General features: G+C 66.5%; 21 protein-coding genes. 13 read left to right on the forward strand and 8 right to left on the reverse strand.

From position 1 onward, the window contains the following. Positions 1-55: 55 nt before the first annotated feature. From ACQR0W_RS05035 to ACQR0W_RS05085, 11 genes are all read left to right on the forward strand, one after another. Positions 56-1,201 (forward strand): methyltransferase, encoded by a 1,146-nt coding sequence (locus ACQR0W_RS05035; protein WP_316186763.1) that lies wholly within the window; start codon positions 56-58, stop codon positions 1,199-1,201. 89 nt (positions 1,202-1,290) lie between these two features. Then, entirely contained in the window at positions 1,291-2,232 is a 942-nt protein-coding gene (gene bchC, locus ACQR0W_RS05040; RefSeq protein WP_316186764.1) for a chlorophyll synthesis pathway protein BchC, read from the forward strand. Next, entirely contained in the window at positions 2,229-3,239 is a 1,011-nt protein-coding gene (locus tag ACQR0W_RS05045) for a chlorophyllide a reductase iron protein subunit X (RefSeq protein WP_316186765.1), read from the forward strand. Before bchC ends, ACQR0W_RS05045 begins: the two co-directional genes overlap by 4 nt. A 31-nt stretch (positions 3,240-3,270) precedes the next feature. Continuing rightward, positions 3,271-4,821, forward strand: a complete 1,551-nt coding sequence (gene bchY, locus ACQR0W_RS05050; protein WP_316166566.1) for a chlorophyllide a reductase subunit Y — start codon at positions 3,271-3,273, stop codon at positions 4,819-4,821. Next, positions 4,821-6,272 carry a chlorophyllide a reductase subunit Z gene (bchZ, locus tag ACQR0W_RS05055; protein ID WP_316169218.1) on the forward strand — a complete coding sequence of 484 codons (1,452 nt, stop codon included), beginning with the start codon at positions 4,821-4,823 and terminating at the stop codon, positions 6,270-6,272. The genes bchY and bchZ overlap by 1 nt, the downstream gene beginning before the upstream one ends. A 29-nt stretch (positions 6,273-6,301) precedes the next feature. Beyond that, positions 6,302-6,529: a hypothetical protein gene (locus tag ACQR0W_RS05060; protein ID WP_315714304.1), complete on the forward strand. Its 228-nt coding sequence runs from the start codon at positions 6,302-6,304 to the stop codon at positions 6,527-6,529. Positions 6,530-6,680: 151 nt separating this feature from the next. Further along, a complete protein-coding gene (gene pufB, locus ACQR0W_RS05065; RefSeq protein ID WP_315714305.1) occupies positions 6,681-6,914 on the forward strand; it encodes a light-harvesting antenna LH1, beta subunit in 234 nt (77 codons plus the stop codon). A gap of 16 nt (positions 6,915-6,930) precedes the next feature. Further along, positions 6,931-7,119 carry a light-harvesting antenna LH1, alpha subunit gene (gene pufA, locus ACQR0W_RS05070; protein ID WP_315714306.1) on the forward strand — a complete coding sequence of 63 codons (189 nt, stop codon included), beginning with the start codon at positions 6,931-6,933 and terminating at the stop codon, positions 7,117-7,119. A 141-nt stretch (positions 7,120-7,260) separates the two neighbouring features. Then, positions 7,261-8,106, forward strand: coding sequence for a photosynthetic reaction center subunit L (gene pufL, locus ACQR0W_RS05075; protein WP_315810497.1), 846 nt, complete (start codon positions 7,261-7,263; stop codon positions 8,104-8,106). Positions 8,107-8,124: 18 nt separating this feature from the next. Continuing rightward, positions 8,125-9,051: a photosynthetic reaction center subunit M gene (pufM, locus tag ACQR0W_RS05080; RefSeq protein ID WP_315750173.1), complete on the forward strand. Its 927-nt coding sequence runs from the start codon at positions 8,125-8,127 to the stop codon at positions 9,049-9,051. Positions 9,052-9,068: 17 nt separating this feature from the next. After that, the gene (locus tag ACQR0W_RS05085) at positions 9,069-9,752 is read left to right on the forward strand and encodes a heme oxygenase (biliverdin-producing) (RefSeq protein ID WP_315714309.1); all 684 of its coding nucleotides are present in this window, start codon (positions 9,069-9,071) and stop codon (positions 9,750-9,752) included. A gap of 246 nt (positions 9,753-9,998) precedes the next feature. Here the strand turns inward: ACQR0W_RS05085 and ACQR0W_RS05090 are convergent, their stop codons facing one another. After that, positions 9,999-12,173 carry a GAF domain-containing protein gene (locus tag ACQR0W_RS05090; protein WP_315714310.1) on the reverse strand — a complete coding sequence of 725 codons (2,175 nt, stop codon included), beginning with the start codon at positions 12,171-12,173 and terminating at the stop codon, positions 9,999-10,001. Further along, a complete protein-coding gene (gene ppsR / locus ACQR0W_RS05095; protein WP_315714311.1) occupies positions 12,174-13,544 on the reverse strand; it encodes a transcriptional regulator PpsR in 1,371 nt (456 codons plus the stop codon). 317 nt (positions 13,545-13,861) lie between these two features. On the opposite strand from ppsR (ACQR0W_RS05095), the gene ACQR0W_RS05100 reads away from it, so the two are divergent. Continuing rightward, positions 13,862-14,296, forward strand: coding sequence for a c-type cytochrome (locus ACQR0W_RS05100; protein ID WP_315714312.1), 435 nt, complete (start codon positions 13,862-13,864; stop codon positions 14,294-14,296). An 18-nt stretch (positions 14,297-14,314) separates the two neighbouring features. Here the strand turns inward: ACQR0W_RS05100 and ACQR0W_RS05105 are convergent, their stop codons facing one another. From ACQR0W_RS05105 to ACQR0W_RS05130, 6 genes are all read right to left on the reverse strand, one after another. Beyond that, the gene (locus ACQR0W_RS05105) at positions 14,315-14,578 is read right to left on the reverse strand and encodes a hypothetical protein (RefSeq protein ID WP_315714313.1); all 264 of its coding nucleotides are present in this window, start codon (positions 14,576-14,578) and stop codon (positions 14,315-14,317) included. Between the two features lie 11 nt (positions 14,579-14,589). Further along, entirely contained in the window at positions 14,590-15,801 is a 1,212-nt protein-coding gene (locus ACQR0W_RS05110; RefSeq protein ID WP_316169217.1) for a geranylgeranyl diphosphate reductase, read from the reverse strand. Positions 15,802-15,804: 3 nt separating this feature from the next. Continuing rightward, positions 15,805-17,139, reverse strand: a complete 1,335-nt coding sequence (locus ACQR0W_RS05115; RefSeq protein ID WP_316169216.1) for a BCD family MFS transporter — start codon at positions 17,137-17,139, stop codon at positions 15,805-15,807. Beyond that, the gene (gene chlG / locus ACQR0W_RS05120) at positions 17,136-18,038 is read right to left on the reverse strand and encodes a chlorophyll synthase ChlG (RefSeq protein WP_316169215.1); all 903 of its coding nucleotides are present in this window, start codon (positions 18,036-18,038) and stop codon (positions 17,136-17,138) included. Before chlG ends, ACQR0W_RS05115 begins: the two co-directional genes overlap by 4 nt. Before the next feature lie 14 nt (positions 18,039-18,052). Then, positions 18,053-19,420, reverse strand: coding sequence for a transcriptional regulator PpsR (ppsR, locus tag ACQR0W_RS05125; protein ID WP_315768641.1), 1,368 nt, complete (start codon positions 19,418-19,420; stop codon positions 18,053-18,055). A 138-nt stretch (positions 19,421-19,558) separates the two neighbouring features. After that, positions 19,559-20,455 carry a cobalamin B12-binding domain-containing protein gene (locus ACQR0W_RS05130; protein ID WP_315750179.1) on the reverse strand — a complete coding sequence of 299 codons (897 nt, stop codon included), beginning with the start codon at positions 20,453-20,455 and terminating at the stop codon, positions 19,559-19,561. A 229-nt stretch (positions 20,456-20,684) separates the two neighbouring features. Here ACQR0W_RS05130 and bchF point away from each other — a divergent pair, with 229 nt between their 5' ends. Further along, positions 20,685-21,284 (forward strand): 2-vinyl bacteriochlorophyllide hydratase, encoded by a 600-nt coding sequence (gene bchF, locus ACQR0W_RS05135; protein ID WP_316169214.1) that lies wholly within the window; start codon positions 20,685-20,687, stop codon positions 21,282-21,284. Position 21,285 lies beyond the last annotated feature (1 nt).

Consider the following 21,285-nt stretch of genomic DNA (forward strand, 5'->3'; position numbering starts at 1 on the left):
CGGACCAATCAACTGCGTCAGCCAGCGCAACCTTCGTGGTTGGAGCCCTAGCGCCATGCCCGGGGCCATCCGCCACAACGCGCCGGCGCCGGTCAGCTTCGGCGATCGCTGGCGCGGCTGGCGGGACGGGCTGCTGGCGAGTGCGGCGTTCCAGCGCTGGGCGGCGGCGTTTCCGTTGACGCGGCCGATCGCGCGCAAGCGTGCCGCGGAGCTGTTCGATCTCTGCGCCGGCTTCGTCTACTCGCAGACCTTGGCGGCCTGCGTGCAGCTCGATCTGTTCGAAGGCTTGCGTTCCGGCCCCCGCGATGTCGCGACATTGGCGTCGCGCGCGGCGATGGCCCCCGACGCGATGCTCAGCCTGTGCGAGGCGGCGTCCGCGCTTCAGCTGCTCGAGCGCCGCGGTGCGGCGCGCTACGGGCTCGGGCCGCTCGGCGCGGCGCTGCTCGGCAATCCCGGCATCGCCGCCATGGTTCGACATCACGCCGCGCTGTATGCCGATCTCACCGATCCCGTGGCGCTGCTGCGCGGACATGACCGCCAGCGCCGGCTCGCACAGTACTGGCCGTATGCGCTGGACAAGACCGGCGATGCGCTGACACCCGACAGCGTCGCGCCCTACACGGCGCTGATGGCGGCGTCGCAGCCGATGATCGCGGACATCGTCCTCGCAGCCTATCCCCTGAGCGGCCACCGTTGCCTGCTCGATGTCGGCGGTGGTGACGGCAGCTTCCTCGCCGCCGCCGCGCGGGCTGCGCCGCAGCTGCAGCTCAAGCTGTTCGATCTGCCGGAGGTCGCCGCGATCGCGCAGGAGCGTCTCGCCAAGGCCGGCCTGGCCGATCGCGTCACGACCACGGCCGGCAGCTTCTACGATGATGCGCTCCCGACCGGCGCGGACGTGATCTCGCTGATTCGTGTCGTGCACGATCACGACGACGACGCCGTGGCGCGGTTGCTCGCGAAGGTGCGCGCCGCCTTGCCTGACGATGGCGTGCTGCTGCTGGGCGAGCCGATGCGCGAGGCGGCCGGCGGGGCCGACGGCGTCAGCGCCTATTTCGAGATCTATCTCCGCGCGATGGGACAGGGGCGGCCGCGCAGCGCCGCCCGCTTGCGCGACCTGCTCCAGGCGGCGGGTTTTTCGCAGGTGCGAGTACTTCGTACGCGAATTCCGCTGATCGCAAGCGTGATTGTCGCGAAAAGCTGACACCCGGACTGTAAATAAATATTGACACTTCTTTCAGTCAGGCTAACCTGACACCCGTAACTAAGCGGGCGTCGCCGGGGAGTTGGGCTATGGACGCGATCGCCGTCGTACTGGGGAGGCCGAGGCAATTGTCGCTGCAGCACCTGCTGCTCGCAGACGTCCCGGACTGCCTGACCGTCGACATCGAATGGAGCGCGATCAGCACCGGCACCGAACGGCTGCTGTATGAAGGCCGCATGCCGCAGTTTCCCGGCATGGGCTATCCGCTCGTGCCGGGCTACGAGGCGGTGGGCCGCGTCGCGCACGCCGCCCCGCATTCCGGTTTTCGCAAAGGCGAGCGCGTGTTCGTGCCGGGCGCGGCGCGCTGCTTCGGCGAGATCAGGAGCCTGTTTGGCGCCGCCGCCTCGCGCCTCAACGTTCCCGCGCAGCGCATTGTTGCGATCGATGAAACGACCGGCGAGCGCGGCGTGCTGCTGGCGCTGGCGGCCACCGCCTATCATGCATTGTCAATCGGTGGTGACGGCCAGGCCGAATGCGTGGTTGGCCATGGCGTGCTCGGCCGTCTGCTGGCGCGGCTGATCGTGGCGATGGGCGGCGATCCGCCCGTGGTGTGGGAGAGCAATCCGGAGCGCGCCGTTGGCGCGACGGGCTATCGCGTCATCGATCCCGCAGAGGACAGCAGACGCGACTATCGCCTGATCTTCGATGCCAGCGGCGATGCCGGCCTGCTCGACAGCCTCATTGCTCGCCTGGCGCCACGTGGCGAGATCATCCTCGCCGGCTTCTACAGCGCGCCGCTCTCCTTCTCCTACCCTCCGGCCTTCATGCGCGAGGCGGCGATCCGCGTCGCCGCCGAATGGAAGCACGAGGATCTGCTCGCGGTGCGCAATCTCATCGACACCGGCAGGCTGTCTCTGGACGGGCTGATCACGCACCATGCCGACGCTCTGTCCGCGGAGAGCGCCTACCGGACCGCGTTCGACGATCCGTCATGTCTCAAAATGGTCTTGGACTGGAGAGCTGCAGCATGAATGCCCCGACCAAGATCAGTGCCGAAATTAGTGAGATGACCGATGCCCTGCGCGCCGAAGCGGCGATCGAGCCGGATGCGCCGTCGACGGCTGCACCGAAGAAGGCCACGCAGATCATCGCGATCTACGGCAAGGGCGGCATCGGCAAGAGTTTCACGCTCGCCAACCTGTCCTACATGATGGCCCAGCAGGGCAAGAAGGTGCTCCTCATCGGCTGCGATCCGAAGAGCGACACCACCTCGCTGCTGTTCGGCGGCAGGGCCTGCCCGACCATCCTCGAGACCTCCTCGAAGAAGAAGCTTGCCGGCGAGGAGGTCAAGATCGGGGACGTCTGCTTCAAGCGCGACGGCGTGTTCGCGATGGAGCTCGGCGGGCCCGAGGTCGGCCGCGGCTGCGGCGGACGCGGCATCATCCATGGCTTCGAGCTGATCGAGAAGCTCGGCTTCCACGATTGGGGCTTCGACTACGTGCTGCTGGACTTCCTCGGCGACGTCGTCTGCGGCGGCTTCGGCCTGCCGATCGCGCGCGACATGTGCCAGAAGGTGATCATCGTCGGCTCCAACGATCTGCAATCGCTCTACGTCGCCAACAATGTCTGCTCGGCGGTGGAGTATTTCCGCAAGCTCGGCGGCAATGTCGGCGTCGCCGGCATCGTCATCAACAAGGACGACGGCACCGGCGAGGCCGCCGCATTTGCCGAGGCGACCGGCATTCCGGTGCTGGCCTCGATCCCGGCGGACGACGACATCCGCCGCAAGAGCGCGAGCTATCAGATCATCGGCCGGCCTGGAACGCCCTGGGCGCCGCTGTTCGAGCATCTCGCCAAGAACGTCGCCGAGGCGCCGCCGCAGCATCCGCACCCACTGACGCATGACGGCCTGCTCGGTTTGTTCAAGGGCTCGGATGTGGGACGCGGCGTCGTGCTGGAGCAGGCGACGCTCGAAGACATGTGTGGCAGCGCCGCGGTGACCAGGCCGTCGCTCGAAGTGATCTACGACAATTTGTGATGGGATCGGCCGGCGAGCGGAATGTAATGCAATGAGCGATCCTGTGGTCCATCAGGCAATGAGCGCGCAGAGCGGCGCAGAGGCAGGCCTCCTGCCGGTGCAGCCCGAGGCGCTCGGCTGTCATGCCGGCAAAGCCGAGCTCAAGAAGGCGGCGGATGCCGCCGGCAAGAGCGAGGTGCTGGCGCGCTATGCCGCGGATTATCCGGCGGGACCGCACGACCAGCCGCAGAGCATGTGTCCGGCGTTCGGCTCGCTGCGCGTCGGCCTGCGGATGCGGCGCACCGCGACCGTGCTGTCGGGCTCGGCCTGCTGCGTCTACGGCCTGACCTTCACCTCGCACTTCTACGGCGCGCGGCGCAGCGTCGGCTACGTCCCGTTCAACTCGGAGACGCTGGTCACCGGAAAACTGTTCGAGGACATCCGTGAGGCGGTCTTCAAGCTGGCCGATCCCGCCAACTACGACTGCGTCGTCATCATCAATCTCTGCGTCCCCACCGCCTCGGGCGTGCCGCTGCAGATCCTGCCGAAGGAGATCAACGGCGTCCGCATCATCGGCATCGACGTTCCAGGTTTTGGTGTGCCGACCCATGCCGAGGCCAAGGATGTGCTCGCCGGCGCGATGCTGAACTACGCGCGCCGCGAGGCGGAGCAGGGCCCGGTGCAGGCGCCGCGGGCGCCACGCGGCGACAAGCCGACCATCACCCTGCTGGGAGAGATATTCCCCGCCGATCCCGTCGGCATCGGCATGATGCTGGCGCCGCTTGGCCTCGCCGCAGGCCCCACCGTGCCGACGCGCGAATGGCGCGAGCTCTATGGCGCGCTGGATTGTGCGGCGGTGGCGGCGATCCACCCGTTCTATACGGCTTCGATCCGCGAGTTCGAGACGGCGGGCCGTCCGATCATCGGCTCGGCGCCGGTCGGCTGCGATGGCACCGCGGATTGGCTGGAAGCTGTCGGCAAGACCTGCGGCGTCGGGCGCGCGCAGATCGATGCGGCCAAGACCGCGGTGCTGCCGGCAATTCGCGCGGCGCTTGCGGCCACGCCGATCCGCGGCCGCATCACGCTGTCGGGATATGAGGGATCGGAGCTGCTGGTCGGGCGTCTGCTGGCCGAGAGCGGCGCCGATCTGCGCTATGTCGGCACCGCCTGTCCGCGCACGCGCTGGTCGGAGGCCGATTGCGCCTGGCTCGAGAGCCGCGGTGTGCGCGTGCAGTACCGCGCCTCGCTGGAGCAGGATCTCGCGGCGGTCGATGAGTTCGCGCCGGATCTCGCCATCGGCACCACGCCGGTCGTGCAGAAGGCCAAGGCGCGCGCGATCCCGTCGCTCTACTTCACCAATCTGATCTCGGCGCGGCCGCTGTTCGGCGTGTCCGGAGCCGGCTCGCTGGCGCAGGTCGTCAACGCGGCGATCGCAGGCAAGGCGCGCTTCGACGAGATGCGCGACTTCTTCGAAGGTGTCGGTGAGGGCGACAATGCGGGCGTGTGGCAGGGCACACCGGTCGAACGTCCCGAATTCCGCGACAAGTTCCGCAAAGCGGTCGCGGCGCAGGCCAGGAAGCGCACGTCCGGGGAGATGGTGTGATGCTGATCCTCGACCACGATCGCGCCGGCGGCTATTGGGGAGCGGTCTACGCGTTCACCGCGATCAAGGGCCTGCAGGTCGTCATCGACGGCCCCGTGGGCTGCGAGAATTTGCCGGTGACCTCGGTGCTGCACTACACCGACGGCCTGCCGCCGCACGAGCTGCCGATCGTCGTGACAGGGCTTGGCGAGAACGAGCTCGGCCAGAAGGGCACCGAGCAGGCGATGAAGCGCGCCCGCGCGGCGCTCGATCCGGATCTGCCGGCGGTGGTCGTCACCGGCTCGATCGCCGAGATGATCGGCGGCGGCGTCACGCCGGAAGGCTCCAACATCAAGCGCTTCCTGCCCCGCACGATCGACGAGGACCAGTGGCAGAGCGCCAACCGCGCGTTGAGCTGGCTGTGGAGCGAATACGGCCTGCGCAAGATCCCGGAGCGCAGGCCGCGCAAGGACGGCGAGAAGCCGCGCGTCAACATCATCGGCCCGATCTACGGCACCTTCAACACGCCGTCGGATGTCGCCGAGATCCGTCGCCTGCTCGAAGGCATCGGCGCCGAGATCAACATGGTGTTTCCGCTCGGCAGCCATCTCGCCGATGTCGGAAAGCTGGTCGATGCCGACGTCAACGTCTGCATGTATCGCGAGTTCGGGCGGCTGTTGTGCGAGACCTTGGAGCGGCCTTATCTGCAGGCGCCGATCGGGCTGCATTCGACGACGAAATTCCTGCGCTCCCTGGGCGAGATGCTCGGCCTCGATCCCGAGCCGTTCATCACCCGGGAGAAGCATACGACGATCAAGCCGCTGTGGGACCTGTGGCGCTCGGTGACGCAGGACTTCTTCGGCACCGCGAGCTTCGGCATCGTCGCGTCCGAGACCTACGCGCGGGGCCTGCGCAATTTCCTGGAGACCGAGCTCGGGCTGCCCTGCAGCTTCGCGATCTCGCGATGCGCCGGCGCCAAGACCGACAACGACGCCATCCGCAAGCTCGTCCATGAGCGGCCGCCGCTGGTGCTGTTCGGCAGCTATAACGAGCGCATGTATGCGGCGGAAGCCGGCAGCCGGTCGATCTACATCCCGGCCTCGTTCCCGGGGACGGTGATCCGCCGCCACACCGGCACGCCGTTCATGGGCTACTCCGGCGCGACCTATGTCGTGCAGGAGGTCTGCAACGCGCTGTTCGATGCGCTGTTCAACATCCTGCCGCTCGCCACCCAGCTCGATCAGATCGCGGCGACGCCGGCGCGGCTTGAGCGCGAGCTGCCATGGGATGACGGGGCCAAGCTCGCGCTCGATCAGATCATCGAGACGCAGCCGGTGCTGGTGCGGATTTCGGCGGCCAAGCGGCTGCGCGACGCGGCCGAGCGCGGCGCGCGCCAGGCCGGGTTGGACAAGGTGACGGAGGATGTTCTCGCGCATGCGCGGTCGCAGCTCGCAACGGGCCAGGCCGCGTAGGCACGGGGATAGCGGAGAGGGAGAGGACGATGTCGTTATACGAGCGCATGGATCGTGACGTCGCGCCGAGATCGCGCGAGCGCATCGACTATCTCCTGGTCTACGCGGTGTGCTTCGCCGTGCTGATGGTCGAGGGCGTGCTGCGCCGGATCGGCTCCATCATCACCGGCCACCGGCCCGCGCCGCTCGGCGCGATCGTCGGTGAAGCAAGGATCAAGGCCGCGAACTGCGCGACCTCGTCCTTCATGGGACTTTGAGTTCGAGAGCTGTGAGTTCGCTCTCCAAGTATTGCAAGGAATTCGTGCGGCTCGCCGCATGGATGCCATCCCGGCGACGGGATGGCGCTTCGACGCCGCTCATCTCGGTGAGTGGCATCCGGCCGAAAGGCCAACACCAGGAGGTACCACTATGGTGGACGTACCAAACAAGGGAGGCTCTCTGTCGGGGCTGACCGAAGCGGAGGCGAGGGAATTCCATAGCATCTTCATGACGAGCTTTGTGGTCTTCACGGCGGTTGCGATCGTCGCCCACATTCTCGCCTGGATGTGGCGTCCCTGGCTGCCCGGGCCGACTGGCTACAAGGCGGCGGCGCTGGATGGGGCGACCCACTACGCCAATATCGTGCTCTCCTACCTGACCTGATCGAAAGGAGAAAACTATGTGGCGCTTGTGGTTGTTGTTCGATCCCCGCAGGGTTCTCGTGGCTCTCGGCGTGTTCCTGTTCGGGCTGGCATTGGTGATTCACTTCATCCTGCTCAGCACCAACCGGTTCAACTGGCTGGAGGGACCGCGTGCAGCGAAGACGTCGTCGATCTCCGAGCCGGCGACCCCGCTGAAGCTCAGCTAACAGCTCGACGACCAGAGGGAAGCGGACGGGCGACGGCGGCAGACCCCGTTCGCCCGCTTCCCAAATCCTCTTGTCCACGAATTCACGACACGACGATACGACACGCAGCATATCGAGCGACGGGCAGCGGAGGCAGGACCGATGGCAATGCTCAGCTTTGAACGAAAATACCGCGTCCGCGGCGGCACGTTGATCGGCGGTGACCTCTTCGATTTCTGGGTCGGACCGTTTTATGTCGGCTTCTTCGGCGTGACGACGATCTTCTTCACCTTCGTCGGCGTGGCGCTGATCCTCTACGCCACGGCGCTCGGACCGACGTGGAATCTCTGGCAGATCAGCATCAACCCGCCCGATGCCAAATACGGGCTGTCGTTCGCGCCCCTCACCGAGGGCGGCTTCTGGCAGCTCATCACGGTGTGCGCGCATGGCGCGTTCGTCTCCTGGGCGCTGCGGGAGGTCGAGATCTGCCGCAAGCTCGCGATCGGCTATCACGTGCCGTTCGCCTTCGGCTTTGCGATCTTCGCCTATTTCACGCTGGAGGTGATCCGTCCGGTGCTGATGGGCTCGTGGAGCTACGCCTTCCCCTACGGCATCATCACCCATCTCGATTGGGTGTCGAACACCGGCTATCAGTTCGGCAACTTCCACTACAATCCCGCGCACATGATCGCGATCACGTTCTTCTTCACGACCTGTCTCGCGCTCGCGCTGCACGGCGGACTGATCCTCTCGGCGAGCAATCCGGGCCGGGGTGAGGAGATGAAGTCGCCGGAGCACGAGAACACGATGTTCCGAGATCTGATCGGCTATTCGGTCGGCACGCTCGGCATCCACCGGGTCGGCCTGTTCCTGGCGCTGTCGGCCGTGTTCTTCAGCGCGGTGTGCATCGTCATCTCCGGTCCCGCCTGGCTGCTGCCGGAAGGCAATGCCTGGTCGGACTGGTGGGAGTGGTGGCGCAGGGTCCCGATCTGGTCGCCGCCGCAATGAGTTCAAGGAGAGGTCACCATGGCCCAATACCAGAACATCTTCACGCAGATCCAAGTTCGCAGTGCGATCTACCCGGGCATCCCGATCGAGCCCGGAATCTGGGAGCGGCTCGGCAAGGGCAGCTTCAACTACTGGTTCGGCAAGGTCGGCGACGCCCAGGTGGGGCCGGTCTATCTCGGCTTCCTCGGCCTCGCCTCGCTGATGTCCGGCTTCGTCGCGATCGAGATCATCGGTCTCAACATGCTGGCGTCGGTGAACTGGAGCCCGCTCGAGTTCATTCGACAGTTCCCGTGGCTGGCGCTGCAGCCGCCGGCGCCGGAATACGGCCTGCAGATATTCCCGCCGCTGCAGGAGGGCGGCTGGTGGCTGATGGCCGGCTTCTTCCTGACGACGTCGATCCTGCTGTGGTGGGCGCGCACCTATCGCCGCGCCCGGGCGCTCGGCCTCGGCACGCATGTGTCGTGGGCGTTCGCGGCGGCGATCTGGCTCTATCTGGTGCTCGGCTTCATCCGGCCGATCTTCATGGGGAGCTGGAGCGAGGCGGTGCCGTTCGGCATCTTCCCGCATCTCGACTGGACCAACAACTTCTCCATCACCCACGGCAATTTGTTCTACAACCCATTCCACATGCTCTCGATCGCCTTCCTGTACGGATCGGCGCTGCTGTTCGCGATGCATGGCGCGACGGTGCTCGCGATCAGCCGATACGGCGGCGAGCGTGAGCTGGAGCAGATCGTCGACCGCGGCACGGCCTTCGAACGCGGTGCGCTGTTCTGGCGCTGGACGATGGGCTTCAATGCCACGGCCGAATCGATCCATCGCTGGGCCTGGTGGTTCGCCGTGCTTTGTCCCTTGACCGGCGGCATCGGTATCCTACTGTCGGGCACCGTCGTCGACAGCTGGTTCGACTGGGGCGTGAAACACGGGCTGGCGCCGCCGCGCTGACTCCTGCAGGTCGAGGCATGTTGGACAGAGTCGAATTGGATCGGATCGAGACGGCCGGACGCAGTGCGCGCCCGGCCAGTCTCTTGCAGGCGATGCGCGAGCGTACCAAGACGCTGCACGTCACCGCGGAGCGGACCGGGATCGTCGCCGAGCTGCTGCGGGGGCGCGGCACGCGGCAGGCCTACGCGTTGTTGTTGCGCAATCTGCTGCCGGTCTACGAGACGCTCGAAGCGGAGCTGCTCCGCCATCAGGGAACGCCGGTGATGGGCCGCATCGTGCGGCCGGAGCTGCATCGCAGTGCTGCGATCAAGCTTGATCTTGCGTGGTTCGACGCGAGCCCTCTGCCGCTGCTGCCCGAGGCCATCGCCTATGTCCGGGTCATCCAGGAAGCGGGAGCCGGCTCCGGCCATCGGCTGCTGGCCCATGCCTATACGCGCTATCTCGGTGATCTCAGCGGCGGCCAGATCATCAAGAAGATTCTCGCGCGTTCGCTCGAGCTACGGCCCGAGGCGACGTCGTTCTACGAATTCCCCGAGATCGCTGATATCCCGCGGTTCAAGGACGACTACCGCGACGTGCTGGAGCAGGCCGGCGCGGCGATGGCGGAGCATGAGACCGTCGTCGAGGAGGCGGCGTTGGCGTTCGAGATGAACATCACGCTGTCGCAAGCGCTGCAGGAGGCGGCCGGGCTGAGAACGTGATGTGCGGAGGTCTGTTTGATCCTTCGCATCGGTTTGGTCGAATACGATCGCGTGAGACCCCGCGTCCTCCCCCGGGGGCGGTGGGCTCCGGTCCTCCTTTCCGGCAGGGCAATCGCATATGCCCTTCCAATTCGGCCCAGCCGCAACTTGGAATCGCAGAGGCCGATTTTCGAATCCAGATTGGCTCTCCGGAGACAGGACGGACAAGGCAGTCGAGGTCGCCCGGACGAGAGCTGCGGCCCGCCGTCACTCTTCGCTCTGCGAGCGGTACCACACCAGGTGCTCGAGGATCTCCAGTGTCCGCGTGGTCGAATTGCGGATGCTCTCCAGCATCTCCGGCATGCTGCCGGCCTGTGCTCCGTGCGTCACCTCGAGCGCCGCGAGCTGCGCGTTCTCCACGGTGGAGGCAGCGAGCTCCTTGTAGATCAGGCTTGCGCTCTGATCGAGCCGCAGCGTCGGCCGGCGGGCGCCGTCGATCTCTTCCTGGAAGCGCGCGCGGGCCGCCTCGGCGGTCTTGCGCTCGGTCAAGTCCGAGAAGATCAGCACGAAGCCGAGCACGCGATCATACGGTGCGATCACCGGGTCGGCGCGCACCATCAACGGCCGTTGCGGCGAGGCGCCGCCCGTCAGTGTCAGCTCGCCGCGCCAGCTCCGCTTGTTGCGCATGAGGTCGTCGAGATTGGCGCGGAATTCCGCCGGCGCCGTGCAGTAGCTGCCGAGATCGCGCAGATGCGGGATGTGCGGATGCGGGGCGCGCAGCTGCTGCTCGAACGCTTCGTTCATCAGCAGGATGCGGCCCTCGACATCGGCGATGATGACCGGCTGCTCCGAGCGCAGCACCTGAGCGCTGATCGTGGCGAGCTGGTCCTGCGCGATCACCATGCGGACCGAACGCAGCTGCAGCGCCACGTCGGCGACCGTTTCGCTCACCGCGCGGGCGGAGGCGAGCTCGGCGCTCGACCACGGCTCGGACTTGCCTTCGACCAGCTGATGCCATTTCGCAAACGAGCGCCGCGGCGACAGATCCGACGGATCGTCGCCGATGATGACGGCCTTGAGCGGATCGCCGCCCCAGGTCACCGTCCGGACCTGCTCCGGCCGGAACCACAACAGATACTCGCCCTCGCTCGCCGACAGCGGAGCGGCGATCAAGCCGCTGGCGATCGAGCGGATGTCGGCAAAGGACGGCTCATCGAGCGTCAGCGAGCTGGTCGCCGTCAAGCCCTCGGGGGCTGCTCCCGGAGTGTTGCGCCGGCGATCGAGCCAGGCGGCGAGGTCGCGGATGCGTTGCGTCGACGGGACGTCGCCGGCGGTCGTGACCTGGCCCTCGAACAGCAGCGCCGCGCCGCTGGCACCGAGCGGCTGCAGCAGCGACTGCGAGCCGTCGAACAGCGCGGCCTGCCATTCGCCGTCGCGCGACACCGCTTCGACCAGCCGCTGCTCCAGCCGGCGCACGACCAGCTCGGACTGGCTTTGGGCAAAGCTCTCCAGCGCCGCGATCCGGATCGCGCAGGTCTCGGCCAGCGCCTCGCCTGCCGCGCGAATGTCGAACGGCACGAAGCGCGGCTCATAGTGATGGCAGGCGATCAGTCCCCACAGCCTTCCGCTGACCATCAGCGAGCACACCAGTGTCGCGCCGACACCCATGTTCTGCAGATATTTCTGGTGGATCGGCGACATGCTGCGCAGGCAGCTCAGGGACATGTCGAGATCGCGGCCGTTGAGCGGCGAGATGCGCGGCTGCAGCGGCACAGGCCTGTAGTTGACGTCGACCAGGAGGCGCACCCGGTTGCGCTCGTAGAGCCGGCGCGCGATCTGCGGAATGTCGGACGCCGGATAGCGGTTGCCGAGAAAGGCCTCCAGATCCGGCCGCCGCCGCTCCGACAACACCTCGCCATGGCCATCTTCGTCGAAGCGATAGACCATGACGCGGTCGTAGCCGGCGATCTCCCTGAAGATGGTCGCCGTCTCGTCGCACAGGCCGAGCAGCGATGAGGCTGAGGTGATGCGGTGGAAGGCGCCGTCGAGCGCAGGCGCGATGTTGGTCGTCTTCGTCGCCGGCTCCAGCTCGACGATCAGCCCGCCATTCGAGGGCCGGTGAAGCGTGCAGTCGACCCGGCGCGGCGGCGCCCCGGCGGTGCATCGCAGGGTCATCGGAGCCAGATGGAGCGGGCTGTTGAGATGCGGCAGGATCTGCAGCGCGAGATCGCCGCCAAGATCGCGTAACGGACGTCCGACCACGGAGCCAGTGTTGAGGAAGGCGGCCGCATTGGTGCTGGCCTGGATGACGATGTTGTCGGGCTCCTTGACCGCCAGGAGAATGCCGTGCGGCTGGATCGAGCCTGCGAGATGAATCTGTTCACGCTCGCAATCCGCAAGAGTAGCGTGGCCGAAGGCCGGCGTTGTCAGCGGAACGGGCAACTATCTCCCCTTTTCGGTTTCCTCGTCGCTTTCTTCGAGCTGGCTCAGATTATACCGATCGAGCTTGGCGTAAAGACTCTGGCGGCTGAGGCCGAGAATTTCGGCAGCCGACGTCCGGTTCCCGTTGGCGAGCTCGAGCGCAGCGCGGACGTAATGCTGCTCGACGACTTCGACCGTGCTCCTCACCAGGTCGCGCAATGGTGTTTTGCCGACCGATTCGTTGATGCCCGCGAGGGCGACCCGCAGATTGTCATGCTCCGCCGTGGGCGACAACCGCCTGGCGATGTTGCGCAACACCAGGCCGATCCGGCGCTGGCCGTCGAGGCCATGGGCGGCGGCCGAGATCTCGACCTCGGTCTCGGTTCCGAGCTCGCCCTGGATCGTGGTCGACAGCAGTCGGACGGCTCCATGGCGCTCGACGTTGGAGATCAGCACCGAAAGGTCGGCGCCGGGGCGCGTCAGCCACCGGCTGAGCTTCTCGCCGATCAGCGCCTCTTTCGATCCGACCTCGACCAGCTCCAGGAAGGCCCGATTGGCGCGCTTGACGGCACCGGTGCCATCGATGCTGATGACGGCATCGGGAAGATTGTCGATCAGCGCCTCGGGATCGTCGGGCAGCGGACCGGGCTGCGCGGCCTTGCCGATCGGCGCCATCTGCAGCAGGAACATCGGGGCGGTGTCGCTGCTCATCAGCGATCCCCGGAGCATCCAGGGGGCGGTGTCCTGGCCGAGGTGAATCACGATGCCCGGCGCCTTGCCCTGGTCGCGGACGCGCCTCAGCATCAGCTCCACCGGCTCGCGATCCTTTTGCGGGATCTCCTGCAGGAACTCGCGGCCCACCAGATTGTCCCGGCGCCGGCTTGAAACGCCGAGCGCGGCTGCCGCCGTCCGATTCGCTTCGACGATGCGCAGATCTGACACCTTCGTCAGCAGCACAGCCTCGTTGGAATCCTCGATGACCAGGCGGTAGCGCGTCTCGATCTCGCGCAGCTTCCAGTAGTCGCGCTCGATGGTCTGCTGGGCCGAGATCAGCCGGGCCTGGAGCTCCGCGACCGCCTGCAGATTCTTGCCGATCGCCAGCATGCCGGCCCGGCCACCGAGTAGCACGGTGGTGAATTCCATCGGCAGCTCGAGACCGCTCGGGAATCGCTGCGTGATCTGTCGGAACGCGGAAATGCCGGTCCGCCTGGTGTCCTGCATGATGCGCTCGATCTTCTCGCTCGCATCATCGACGATCTCGGACCAGGGACGGCCGAGCCAGATGTCGACATTCTCGGCTGACATGTTCGGCGACAGCGTCGCCTCACGGATCACGCCGTCCATGTCCAGCAGCAATGTCACGTCGGGTCGTGGACCGTGAAACTCGGCCATGGTCTTGGCACCCGTTATCTTGGCACCCTCTTGAGACGCTCGGGGGATCGCGGCCAGTTCATTTGGCGCGCATTTTGAAGGTGTTGCGCCCCATCCCGCTAACGTATTGAGAGTCTTGAGAATGTCGTTAGCCCATGCAGGGCGCTCGCTGTCAAGGCTTATTTCAGAGCATCCAGCTTTCGTTGGTATCCCTGCGCTTATTGCATGTTCGAGCTGCGACTTAATCACTCGGGTGAGAATGACAAGATATCATGACACTGATAAATGTAACGATGAGGTCACATGGGCTAACGGAACGACAAATTGGGAGGATGCACATGCTCAAGGCGGGTTTGGTTGCGGCAGTCGTGGTTGCAACGTCGGGAGGCGCCGCATTGGCGCTGGACGGCGGCGACGCTGCGAAGGGCGAACAGGTCTTCAAGCAGTGCATGACCTGCCATCGGATCGGACCGGAGGCGAAGAACGCGGTCGGTCCCGTGCTCACCGGCGTGGTCGGCCGGCCTACCGGGACCTATCCGGGCTTCGCCTATTCTGAGCTGAACAAGCATGCCGGCGAGGCCGGGCTGGTCTGGACCGAGGACAACATCTTCGCATACCTCCCAGATCCCAACGCCTTCCTGAAGAAGTTCCTCACCGACAAGGGCAAAGCGGATCAGGCCACTGGATCGACCAAGATGGTGTTCAAGCTCGCCAACGAGCAGCAGCGCAAGGACGTCATCGCGTATCTGAAGACGTTCTCCGAGAAGAAGTGATCGGTATCGGCCGCCCCCTCATCGCCAGCGCTGCCGCAGATCGGCGGCGTTGGCGAGACCCGAGGCCGCCAGACAGCCTGCGAGCCAGAACCAAGGCGCCCCGATCAGCGCGCAGCGCAGCGCCAGCAGCAGGAACACGCCGGCGAGCAGGTTGGGCAGCAGTCCAAGCGGGCTGATGCCGCGGCGGTGCCGCTGCCAGATCCACGCCACGGCGGCGAACTCCACGGCGACCACCGCGAGGATCAGGTCGACCAGATGCGGGCTGCGAAACAGCTCACCCATTGCGCGAGCCGCTAGGCGGCCCTCGCGAGTCCGGTGAGGTGCGCGATGTTCTTGAAGAAGATCCGCACATGCGACAGCGGTTTCGCCTTCACCAGTTCCTTGTTCATGTAGGCGTCCCAGGTCAGCTGCTGGACGTCCTTGTCACGGCAGATCGCGACGAAGCGCTCGCGGCGGGCGTCGTTCGTGTACCAGTAGCGCTGCATCATGCCGAGGATGAAGAACACGGCGCCATGCTTGCGCATGAAGGATTTGCGGGCGGTGGCCAGGGCGGCTGCATCGCCGGTCTTGAGGAACAAGGCAACGGCGACGGCAGCCGCGCGGCCGCCGGCCATTGCGTAGTAGATGCCCTCACCGGAGGCCGGGGCCACCACGCCGGACGCATCGCCGGCCAGCACGACGTCGCGGCCATTGTCCCACCGCGACAGCGGCTTCAGCGGGATCGGCGCGCCTTCGCGGCGGACGGTTTCGAGATCGTCGAGCGCGGCGGCCTTGCGGAATTCGGCGACTGAGCCCCGCAGCGAAAAGCCCTTATGCGCGCTGCCGGTGCCGATGCTGGTGGTCGGTCCGTGCGGAAACACCCAGCTGTAGAAGTCCGGCGACAGCCGGCCGCGATAGACGACATCGCACCGCGCGGCATCGAACACCGGATGGCTGCGGTCCGGCGAGCGGATGATCTCGTGATACGCGAACACGTAGCGCATCTCGCTGGCTTCGGGGATGCACTGGCGCGCCACGGCCGAGACCGCCCCGTCGGCGCCGATCACGGCTCGGGCCCGCACACGGTCCTCGGGCACGCTGCCGTCGTCCATGCGCCTGACATAGTGCACCACCGACTTGCCGTCGTCGTCGCGCGCGATATGGCTGAAGGTCCCGGTGCGGCGGATCGCGCCGTTTGCGGCGGCGCGCGCGCGCAGCCATTCGTCGTAGTGCTCGCGATCGACCATGCCGACGAAGCCGCCGTCGATCGGCATGTCGACGTCCCGGTTGCTCGGCGACACCATGCGGGCGGACGAGATCCGGGCCACCAGCAGATGGTCGGGAATCTCGAACTCGGCGATCAGCCGCGGCGGAATGGCGCCACCGCACGGCTTGATGCGACCGGCCTTGTCGAGCAGCAGCACATGATGACCCTTGCGGGCGAGATCATTGGCGGCGGTGGCGCCGGCGGGACCGCCGCCGACGACCACGACATCAAAGCATTCCGGGCTGGAGGAGGGGCTCATCGGTCAGGCTCCCAGATTGGCCGGCTGCGCCGCCAGCGTCGGTGATGGCTCGCGCGGGCGCTTGATCCAGATCGCGAGCCAGGCGGAGAGGACGAACAGTGCGGCCTCGGCGGCGAACACCGCCGCGTAGGCCGAGGCGGTCGACGGCATGAAGGCACGCGCAGCGTCCGCCGCCGCGGTACCGACGAAGCCGCCGATGCCGAACGAGATCGCCTGCGAGGCGCCCCACAGGCCCATCCGCGTGCCTTCGCGATTGTCGCGACCTTCGCTGACCATGTTCATCATCGCGCCGATCGCGGCGATGGCGTAGACGCCGTTGGTGATGCCGAGCAGCAGGACCGAGCCGCGCAGCGGCCATGTGGGACCGACGCTTGCGGCCGCGACCAGGCTGAGCAGCGCCAGCGCCGAGGCGAGGCAGCCGCCGATGATCCACGGCTGCGGCCGCATCCGCCAATCGGCATGCAGGCTCGCCATCGCCGGCATCAGGATCATGCCGATCAGTGCACCCATGTGTTGCACCGATGAGAGCTGCGTGGTCTGGCCCGGCGTCATGCCGAACACGCTGCCGGCGAACGGCTCCAGGATCAGGTCCTGTGCGCTGTAGGCGAGCATCGAGACGAAGATGAAGATCGCGAAGCGCCGCGCCTGCGGCTCCCGGCAGATCTCGCGGAAGTCCTGCATGAAGCCCGACCGCTCCGCGATGGCGGAGGTCGTCTCGGCAGAGGTGTCGGGCTGCTCGATGCCCCAGACGCCGAGCAGCGTCAGCACCATGGCGATCGCCGAGACCGTGCCCGACACCAGCATCAGCCGCTCGCCGGAGAACGGATCGAGCGCCTTGCCGGCCACCGCCGTGGTGACGATGAAGCCTGTGATCATCATGATCCAGGCGATCGAGGCGGCGGCGCTGCGCCGCTCTGGCGCGGTCCGCTTGGCGAGCAGCACCAAGAGCGACGTGCCGGCGGCGCCGACCCCAATGCCGATCATGATGAACGCGATCACTGCGAGCGCCAGGCCGAGGGCGAGGTGGGCTGCCATCAGCGCGGTGGCGGCTGCGGCCAGCAGGCCGCCAGCCGCGAGCACCGCCATGCCGCCGACGATCCAGGCGAAACGACGCCCGCCGACATCGGAGCCGTGGCCGAGCCAGGGCCGCAGCACCTGCATCGCATAGTGGATCGCGACCAGCAGGCCGGGGATCATCGCCGGCAGCGCCAGTTCGATGACCATGACGCGGTTGAGCGTCGAGGTCGTCAGCACCACGACCGCGCCGAGCGCGGTCTGCACCAGGCCGAGCCTGACGATGCCGAACCAGGACAGAGGAGCGGGCGCAGCGTTGCTCATGCCGACAACCCCGCCAGCGCGAGGGCCGTGACCAGCATGCCCAGCACGTAGAGCAGCACGCCCGTGCCGTTGTACCAGGGCGCGAGCTCGCGCGGGTTCGTCATCAGCCGCCGCATCAGCACCAGCTGGGCCGCGATCAGCGCAACCACGATGATGGCGTGGGCCGGGCGGCTCCAGACAATGAGCAGCGTCAACACCGCAACCTGCGCCAGCGCCATCGTGATGCAGGCGAGGCGCGCGGCGCGCTCGGCGCCGAGCAGCACCGGCAGCGAGTTGACGCCGCTGACGCGGTCGCCGCCGATCGACTTGAAGTCGTTCAGGGTCATGATGCCGTGCGCGCCGGCGCTATACAGCAGGGCGACCGCGAGCACGGGCCAGGACGGCGCCTGCGCGCTCATGATCGCTGCCGCGGTGATCCAGGGCAGGCCTTCGTAGCAGAGGCCGACGGCGCTGTTGCCCCACCAGCCGTTCTGCTTGAGCCGGATCGGCGGCGCGCTGTAGGCCCAGGCCAGCGCGAGGCCAAGCGCCGCAGCGGCAAAGCCCCAGGTGCCGAGCAGGGTGGCGACGCCGAGCGACAGCACCGTCCAGATCAGCGCAATATAGAGACCCCAGCGTCCGGGAATGCGGCCCGACGGGATCGGCCGGTCCGGTTCGTTGAGCGCATCGACATGGCGGTCGAACCAGTCGTTGACGGCCTGGCTGGTGGCGCACACCATCGGCCCGGCGAGCACGAGACCCGCGATCACGACCGGCCAGCGCGGCGCCAGCGGCGCGCCGGACGAGACCACGCCGCAGCCGAACGCCCAGATCGGTGGAAACCAGGTGATCGGCTTCAACAGCTCGAGAACGGCCGAGGGATGAAGCCGGGGAGCGAGGGGGACGGGCGCGATCTCGGTCATTGCAACTGTTCCCCCTATTCCAACTGGCTGTCTTCTTCGCTCGGCTCGGCCAGGCCATAGCGCCGCAGCTTGACGTAGAGGCTCTGTCGGCTGAGGCCGAGCATCTCGGCGGCGGTGGCGCGGTTGTCGCCGGTCAGCTTGAGCGCGGTCTCGATGCACATCCGCTCGATCACGTCGGTGGTCTCGCGCACCAGCTCCTTGAGCGGCACGCGGCCGATGAGCTCGGCGAGCTGCTCGCGGGAGCGCGGAATATAGCCGTGGTCGCCGCCGTCGCCGGAGATGCGCGGGCCGACGTTGCGGATGGTGAAGCCGAGCCGGGCCTGGCCGGGCGCCCCGACCGTGCTGGCGGAGATCTCGACGTCGACCGGCGAGCCGTGCTCGCCGCGGACGACGCTGGAGAACAGCTTCACGCTGCCATGCTGGCGCAGATTGGTCAGCATAACCGAGAAATCGATCGCCGACTTGCCGATCCAGCGGTCGATCGTCTCGCCCATGATCTGGTGCATGTTCTCGATCTGGGCAAGCTGGAGGAAGGTGGCGTTGGCGTGCAGCAGGCGGCCGTCCATGTCGGTGATGACGAAGCCGTCGGGCGCCGATTCGACGAACTGCACGAGCTGGGTGTTGACGTCGGACGTCCTGGGGAGCGCAGGCTGCGACGTCTGCGGAGAGAACCGCAGCAGGAACAGCGACGAGTTGTCCTGCCGGAAGAAGGTGCCGTCGAGCAGATAGTCGCGGCCACCGTCGAGCCGGATCTTGGCGCGTTCGATCTTGCCCTGCGAGCGGATCGCCAGCGACAGGGATTGCGACATCGCCATGTCGTCGAGCAGCAGCACGTCGGGAAACAGCTTGCCGATCAGATTGGCGGCGCCATGGTCGAGCAGGGCGGCCGCGGCCGGATTGGCCTCGACGATGCGATGGCTCACCGCATCGACGATCAGCACCGGCTCGGCCGTGATCTGAAACAGGATCCGGTAGCGCGATTCGGCGTTGCGCATGCGCGAGTAGTCGCGCTCGATGGCAACTTGCGCCTCGATCAGCTTCTGCTGGAGCGCGGCGGTGGCGCGCACGTCGCGGCCGACCGCGATGAAGCGCGCCGCGCCCTTGATCGCCACCACCGCGAACAGGATCGGGATGTCCGGTCCGCGCGCGGCCGGATAACGCACCTCGCGCCAGCGCGACACCTTGCGCTGGGAGGCTTCGGCGAGCAGCAGCTCTGGCTTGGTCTGGCTTTCCTCGGACACTGTTGCTTGCCAGGATCGGCCGATCCACGCGTCTGTGTTTCTCAATTCAAGCGGCAGGCCGGCTTGTTGAAAAGCCAGGTCCTGAATGTTGCCGTCGGCGTCGAGCGCGAGCGCAATGTCGGACGCTGCGGCCACCAGCATGCCCGCAACATCCGCATTGAGGTCGCCAAGCGACTCTTTCGGAGCTCTGAACGCCCTCACCAACGCCGTTGTCCTCCCAGTCAAGGAGCCTTCGCGCGGCAAGTCTCGTTCCAGCATTCATCTTCACTGCACCCTCAGCTATCGCCGTTCGGTCAGAAGACTCACGACGTGCCGGGCTTGCGAAGCCTCTCTGCTCGGATCGGAGACGACACCGTCGCCGCCGACCAGGAGAACGAGTTCAGGCCGTTCAATAAAAGCAGGACCGCAGACCAGCACGCCGACATCCTGGTTGGAGGACTCGCGCCGGACCATCCTTATGTTCGAGGCAAGATCGTCAAGCTTCTTGTCGCTGTTGGCGAAGAACTCGACGACGTTGAACCACTGCGAGCGAAGCGTCTCGACGAAGCCGCGATCGGCCGTGTCCGGCTCGATCCAGGTCTCGAAGCCGTCGCGACGGAAGAACTCGCCCGCCAGCACGAGACCGAACATCATGTGGCCCAGCTCGCGCCTGTCGCCCGGCGCCGTGGTTAGCAGCACGCGCAGCCCCGCGGGCGCGACCGAGAGCTCGGCGCAGAAGGCCGAGCTGAAATGCCGCAGCAGCTGCTGCAGCCGCCACAGCGCGAGCGTGACGTCGGCGAAATCGCGCTCGTCGTCCGCCCAAAGATGGCGCAGATGGTTCGCGGTGGGGACCAGGAGGTCGAGATAGATGCGCTCCAGGGTCTCGCCGTGATCGCGATGCGCCTGGATGCAGGCCACTGCGCCAACGTCGTCCGCATCCAGCACGAGTTCGGCGAAATCAGCCGCCTCCTGCGCCGAGGCCGTGATGATTGCCGGGACGCGTTCGAGCGCGGAGGCATGGGCCATCACGAGCCGCGGAATGATCTCGGCTTCGATCGCGTCGTTGAGTTGAGGGTGACGTGTGTTGCGCAGCGGCGCGATGATGCGCGGCGATGCAGGCGCATGAAAGCCGGGCTGCCCACGCTTCGTCCGAAAGCGGGCTCGCGGAAATCGGGCTGTCTCATTGAGCTCGGTCATAAGCGCCTCCCCTCCATATGAGCGCACGTCACTCGTTGCGTCAATATTATTTGACGTCAATTTTGATTGACACTCTTCCCGCCCAGGTCTAGCGTTTCCCCATCGGGCTCGCACTCGGGGATTTGCGATGCGCCACCTGCGAACTGCACAACGTAGCGCTGATCAGACCGAGTGCGGTGCACCACAAATCCCCCTGTGGTTGTCGTCATCGCATCACTGGGCACCGATGTTGTCAAATCATCTTTACACATGGTGTGACGCCCAGTTCACATCCGCCACCGATCCGTCGCTCTGGAGCCAGCTCTGCTTCACGCCTGAACCGGCGCCGCGTGCAAAGCGGCAAGCGCTTTACACGCCTGAGGAAAGGCGCCGGCGCGACGCCACGCCATGGACCCTGGTGCAGGCCATTCTGGCGCCGCTGCAATTTCTCGTCTTCCTGATCAGCCTCGGACTCGTGGCGCGCTATCTCGCGACCGGCGAGGGACTCTGGCTCGCGACCGCCTCGGTCGTTCTGAAGACAGCACTGCTCTACACCATCATGATCACCGGCTCGATCTGGGAGCGGGTCGTGTTCGGGCGTTATCTGTTCGCACCGGCCTTCTTCTGGGAGGACGTATTCTCGATGCTGGTGATCGCGCTGCATACGGCCTATCTGGCCGCGATTATCGGTCATATCGGCAGCGCCCAGCAGCAGATGCTGCTCGTGCTAGCCGCCTACGCCGCCTACGCGATCAACGCCGCGCAATTCCTGCTCAAGCTGCGCGCGGCGCGGCTGCAGGGCGAGGCGATGGCGCCGGCCGCCGTCACCAGCGTGGAGCGCGCGTCATGAG

Origin of the sequence: Bradyrhizobium sp. HKCCYLRH1034 (assembly GCF_051168375.1) — a bacterium.
In the GTDB taxonomy this organism is placed as follows: Bacteria; Pseudomonadota; Alphaproteobacteria; order Rhizobiales; family Xanthobacteraceae; genus Bradyrhizobium.